This window comes from Aeromonas sp. HMWF016 (assembly GCF_963878195.1).
Lineage (GTDB): Bacteria > Pseudomonadota > Gammaproteobacteria > Enterobacterales > Aeromonadaceae > Aeromonas > Aeromonas lacus.
Genome location: NZ_CAWNWX010000070.1, coordinates 1 through 5,458, shown reverse-complemented (window position 1 = coordinate 5,458; position 5,458 = coordinate 1). Strand labels below are relative to the sequence as shown.

The 5,458-nt window shown below is 62.3% G+C and carries 5 protein-coding genes; 4 read left to right on the top strand and 1 reads right to left on the bottom strand.

Annotated elements, in window-relative coordinates; genetic code table 11:
• Window positions 1–24 precede the first annotated feature (24 nt).
• A complete protein-coding gene (locus AACS24_RS10305) occupies window positions 25–945 on the bottom strand; it encodes a L,D-transpeptidase family protein (RefSeq protein WP_042031678.1) in 921 nt (306 codons plus the stop codon).
• Window positions 946–1,462: 517 nt separating this feature from the next.
• Here AACS24_RS10305 and AACS24_RS10300 point away from each other — a divergent pair.
• From AACS24_RS10300 to AACS24_RS10285, 4 genes are all read left to right on the top strand, one after another.
• Entirely contained in the window at window positions 1,463–2,488 is a 1,026-nt protein-coding gene (locus AACS24_RS10300) for an ABC transporter permease subunit (RefSeq protein ID WP_108573564.1), read from the top strand.
• 2 nt (window positions 2,489–2,490) lie between these two features.
• The gene (locus AACS24_RS10295) at window positions 2,491–3,528 is read left to right on the top strand and encodes an ABC transporter permease (protein ID WP_108573562.1); all 1,038 of its coding nucleotides are present in this window, start codon (window positions 2,491–2,493) and stop codon (window positions 3,526–3,528) included.
• Window positions 3,529–3,538: 10 nt separating this feature from the next.
• Window positions 3,539–4,525 (top strand): ABC transporter ATP-binding protein, encoded by a 987-nt coding sequence (locus AACS24_RS10290; RefSeq protein WP_108573560.1) that lies wholly within the window; start codon window positions 3,539–3,541, stop codon window positions 4,523–4,525.
• Window positions 4,522–5,458 (top strand): ABC transporter ATP-binding protein (locus tag AACS24_RS10285; protein ID WP_108573558.1); only part of this gene is annotated, 937 nt, incomplete at its 3' end. The genes AACS24_RS10290 and AACS24_RS10285, both read left to right, overlap by 4 nt.

The following is a 5,458-nucleotide window of genomic DNA, read 5'->3' as shown; positions in this document are numbered from 1 at the left end:
CCTCTGCGCTGGCAGAGCGTTCAATCAGGGATTGAGGCGGGTCGGCAGGCCGGTACGCTGCTCCAGCACCTGCTTGACCACGTTGGAGTCAGACTCGGCGTGGGCGATGAAGCGGGTGATGGCCGGGGTCATCGGGAGCGGTACGGAGGCGGTGGAGTTGAACTCCTCCTCGTTGCGCGACAGCGGCTCGTGCACTTCCATGTAGCGACCGCCATCCGGCTCGACCGAGGTCTTGACCGGCTGGTTGACGAACTGGACGCGGGTGCCGACCGGCACGTTGTCGAACAGATATTTGATGTCGTCGGCGCGCAGACGCACGCAGCCGCTGCTCACCCGCAGACCGATGCCGAAGCTGGCGTTGGTACCGTGGATGGCATAGAGGTTGCCGATGTAGAGAGCGTGCAGACCCATGGGGTTATCCGGGCCAGCCGGCCATACCGCAGGCAGGGTAACGCCTTGGGCGGCATAACGGCGACGGATGTTCTCGGTCGGGGTCCAGGTCGGGTTGGCACGCTTGCGCTCTACCTTGGTGATCCAGTTCTCCGGGGTGTTGACCCCCAGCTGGCCGATGCCGATGGGCAGCACTTCCACCACGTTCTTGCCTTTCGGGTAGTAGTAGAGGCGCATCTCGGCGACGTTGATGACGATCCCTTCGCGGGGGGCGTTGGGCAGGATCAGCTGATGGGGAATGATCAGGGTGCTACCCGCCTTCGGCAGATAGGGATCAACGCCCGGGTTGGCTTCCATGATGTTGGTGAGACCCAGCTGGAAGTCAGCGGCGATCTGCTCCAGCGGACGGTTGTCCGCGGGCACCACGTATTCCTGGTTCTCGCCGATCAGGCGGCTGTTGGCCGCAGGCAGAGTGTATTCAACGGCAGCGGCCTGCTGGCTGACCAGGGCAAGTGTGCAAAAAAGCGCCGAAGCGGCAGTGCGAAGGGGATTCATAAAATTCCTGTGTGGTTTCCTGTACCAAATGGGCCGGAGGCCGTCTCATCCTCGGTCTGCCGGTGGCGGGTAAACCTGCACCACGGCGCCAATAACCGAGCGCGCATTCTTTCCCGAGTCGGCCAAAATTTCAACTTTGTTGTCCCGCTTTTGTTGTTAAAAAGCGTCTTTTGTGCGGCAATCGCGCTCAAGCTGGCAAAAGCCACTGTGACACAGCGCAGCCAAACGGCGGATGAACAGGATCGGGAGGGCAGGCAGAAAGCGCCAGGCCACCCCGCAAACAGGGGAGGCACAAGCCAATTGTTTCGCTCATGAAACTGATATCAAAACGTTTGTCTCACTAGCAGATACAATCTCATTTGCACCGGGGCCGACAAAATGGCGCAAAGCGGTGCCATAGCGCCGCCCGACGCGATTATTTGATTGATCTGGCTCGGGTTTATGTTTACCAATGAAGCATTGCGGCCAATCAGGGAGATGAGGGGCCGCCAGCAACCACCAAGGACGAGGTTTCGCCATGTTGTCGTATCTGCTGCGCCGCACGCTGCTCATCATTCCGACCTTTCTTGGCATCACCCTGCTGGTCTTTACCGTCACCCGCTTCGTACCGGGCGGGCCGGTGGAGCGGATGCTGATGCAGGCACAGGTGTCGCAGCATGAGGGGGGCCGCTCCGGCGGCAGCAAGGGGGCGCAGGCCCTCTCCGACGAGCAGATCGAGGAGCTCAAGGCCTTCTACGGCCTCGACAAGCCGATGCTGGTCGCCTACTGGGAGTGGCTACAGAAGCTGGCGGTGCTCGATCTCGGCGATTCGACCCGCTACTACGAGCCGGTGTGGGATCTCATCAAGGAGCGGCTGCCGGTCACCGCCTTCTTCGGCGTGGCCACGTTCGTGCTGAGCTACGCCGTCTCCATCCCGCTCGGGGTAGCCAAGGCGCTCAAACACAACAGCCGCTTCGATTCGCTCAGCTCCATGCTTATCTACATGGCCTATGCCCTGCCTGCCTATGTGGTGGGGATCTTTCTCATCACCGTCTTTGCGTTTCATCTGGAGTGGCTGCCCATGGGGAGCTTCCCGGGGGACGAGTACGACTCGATGACCAGCAGCTGGGAGCAGATCCGTACTCTGTTCGCCCACGCCCTGCTGCCGCTCATCGCCTACGCCATCGGTGATTTCGCCATCCTCACCATGACCATGAAGAACAGCCTGATGGAGAACCTCTCAGCCGATTACGTGCGTACCGCGGTAGCCAAGGGGCTGCCATTTCGCCGGGCCGTCACCGACCACGCCATGCGCAACAGCCTGATCCCCATCGCCAGCCATCTGGGCTCAGTGCTCACCGTCTTCTTCGGCGGCTCCTTTCTTATCGAGACCATCTTCAACATCGACGGCATCGGCCTGCTCGGTTACGAGGCGATCGTCGAGCGGGACTACCCCACCGTCATGGGCATTCTTGCCATCACCTCCATGCTGATGCTGGTGGGCAATATCGTCTCCGACATCTGTGTTGCCATCGTGGATCCCCGCGTGCGGTTTGGAGAGTAGCCATGAACCCGGTCACCCTGAAAAAACTGAAGCGGTTCAAGTCGATCAAGCGCGGCTACTACTCCTTTATCCTGTTTACCCTGCTGGTGCTGGTCTCCCTGCTGGCGGAGCTCCTGGTCAACAGCCGGGCGCTGGTGGTGAGCTATCAGGACACCCTCTACTTCCCCACCTACAGCGCGGTGATCCCCGGTCGTCACTTCGGCTTCGACTACGACTACGAAACCAACTACCGCCAGCTCAAGAGCCGCTTTGCCCATGAGCAGAAGGGGGATTGGGTGCTGCTGCCGCCGGTGCCATGGAACCCCTACGAGCAGGATTTCAAGGAGGACACCTACCCCCCTTATGCCCCCAGCCTCGCCGATCGCCACTTCTTCGGCACAGATACCGGCGGGCGCGACGTGCTGGCACGGCTGGTCTACGGCTTTCGCATCGCCATCGGTTTCGCCTTTATCGCGCTGGTGGCCAGCTACGCCATCGGCGTCACCATCGGCTGTCTGATGGGTTTTCTCGGCGGCCGCTTCGACCTCATTCTGCAGCGCTTTATCGAGATCTGGTCACAGGTGCCGTTTCTCTACGTCATCATGATCCTGGTGTCGCTCACCAAGCCCAACTTCAGCCTCTTTGTCGCCATCAACGTGCTGTTTGGCTGGATGGGGATCACCTGGTACATGCGCACCCTCACCTACAAGGAGCGGGCGCGGGACTATGTGATGGCGGCGCGGGCGCAGGGGGCAAGCAACGGACGCATCATCTTCCACCACATTCTGCCCAATACCCTGATGATGATCGTTACCCTGGCCCCCTTCTCGGTGGTGGGCAACATCTCCACCCTGACCGCCCTCGACTATCTGGGTTTTGGCCTTGCACCGCCGACCCCGAGCTGGGGGGAGCTGCTCTCGCAGGGGATCAACAACCTCGACGCCATCTGGATCGTCAGCTCGGTGGTGGCGGCGGTAAGTCTGGTGCTGATCATGGTCTCCTTCATCGGCGAGGCCATCCGCGAGGCATTCGATCCGCGCCCCTTCACCCGTTATCAGTAGGAGCTTCACCATGTCCTCCCCCATGCTCACCGTACGCGACCTCGAGGTCACCTTTACCGTCGACGGGGACGAGCTCAAGGTGCTCGACGGCGTCAGCTTCAGCGTTGCTCCGGGACAGACGCTCGGTCTGGTCGGCGAATCGGGCTGCGGCAAGAGCGTCACCGCGCTCGCCATCATGGGGCTGCTGCCCCGTCCCCACGGTCGGGTGGTGGCCGGCACCATCAATTTTGAGGGGGAGGATCTGCTCGCCCTCCCTCCCGAGCAGATGCACAAGGTGCGCGGCAACCGCATCTCGATGATCTTTCAGGAACCGATGACCGCGCTGAACCCGGTGCAGACGGTGGGCGAGCAGCTGATGGAGGTCTACCGCCTGCACCGCCCCGACTACGGCAAGGCCGAGCGCAAGGCGGCCGCCATCGCCATGTTGCAGAAGGTGGGGATCCCGGAGCCGGAGCGGCGCTTTGCCGTCTATCCCCACAACCTCTCCGGCGGCATGCGCCAGCGGGTGATGATCGCCATGGCACTCGCCTGCGAGCCCAATCTGCTCATCTGCGACGAGCCGACCACGGCGCTGGATGTGACCATTCAGGCCCAGATCCTCGACCTGATGAAGGGGCTGCAGGCCGAGACCGGCATGGCCATCCTCTTTATCACCCACGACCTTGGCGTGGTGGCGGAGCTGTGCGACGAAGTGGTGGTGATGTACGCCGGACGGGCGGTGGAGCAGGCCGATGTTTACACCCTCTTTGCCAACCCGCGCCACCCCTACACCCACGGTCTGCTGGGGGCCATCCCGCGCCTTGATGGCCAGCCCAAGCAACTGCTTAACACCATCAAAGGACAGGTGCCAGCCCTGCACGAGATGCCGGCCGGCTGCCGCTTCACCAACCGCTGCCCCCACGCCAGCGACCGTTGCAGCCGCGAAGTACCGGCTGTCGAACAGCTGGCCCCGCACCACGGCGTGGCCTGCCACCACTGGAAGGAGCTGACCCCATGAGCACGCTGTTATCGGTAAGGGGGCTGACCCAGCACTTTCGCCTCGGCGGCCTGCTGCGCAGGGGCTACACGGTGCACGCGGTGGATGACATCAGCTTCGACCTCAAGCAGGGAGAGACGCTGGGGTTGGTGGGCGAATCGGGCTGCGGCAAATCGACCCTGGGGCGCACCCTGCTCAAGCTGTTCGAGCCGAGCGGCGGCACCATCACCTTCGAGGGGCGCGATATCACCCGCCTCAGCCCTCGCGAGATGCGATCCCTGCGTCAGGAGATGCAGATGGTGTTTCAGGATCCCGCAGAATCCCTCAACAGCCGTCACACGGTGGGGCAAATTCTGGAGGAGCCCTTTATCATCCACGGAAAAGGCAACACTGAGCAGCGGCGTGCCTGGGTCGATGAGTTGCTGGCCAAGGTGGGGCTGCCCACCAGCGCGCGGGATCGCTATCCCCACGAGTTTTCCGGCGGCCAGCGTCAGCGCATTGGCATTGCCCGCGCCATAGCCCTCAAGCCCAAACTGCTGGTATGCGACGAGGCGGTCTCGGCCCTCGATGTCTCGGTGCAGTCGCAAATCATCAACCTGCTGCTCACCCTGCAGCGGGAGATGCAGCTCGCCATCATCTTCATCGCCCACGACCTGTCGGTGGTGAAACACATCTCGGATCGCATTGCAGTGATGTATCTGGGACGAATCGTCGAACTGGCGGATGCCCAATCGCTCTATCTGGCGCCCCGCCACCCCTATACCCGGGCACTCATCTCGGCCATTCCGGTGCCTGATCCACGTCGGCGCAGCCAGCGCATCCTGCTAACCGGCGATGTCCCCTCCCCCATCACCCCTCCTGCCGGCTGCCATTTCCATCCGCGCTGCCCCCATGCCACGGAGCACTGCAAAAACGTGGCGCCAACCCTCGAAGGGAAGGATGAGAGCAGTCATC

What these genes read in the sequence shown, in the direction of transcription:
- AACS24_RS10305 (WP_042031678.1), bottom strand. Translation starts at nt 945, where the DNA reads ATGAATCCCCTTCGCACTGCCGCTTCGGCGCTTTTTTGCACACTTGCC.
- AACS24_RS10300 (WP_108573564.1), top strand. Translation starts at nt 1,463, where the DNA reads ATGTTGTCGTATCTGCTGCGCCGCACGCTGCTCATCATTCCGACCTTT.
- AACS24_RS10295 (WP_108573562.1), top strand. Translation starts at nt 2,491, where the DNA reads ATGAACCCGGTCACCCTGAAAAAACTGAAGCGGTTCAAGTCGATCAAG.
- AACS24_RS10290 (WP_108573560.1), top strand. Translation starts at nt 3,539, where the DNA reads ATGTCCTCCCCCATGCTCACCGTACGCGACCTCGAGGTCACCTTTACC.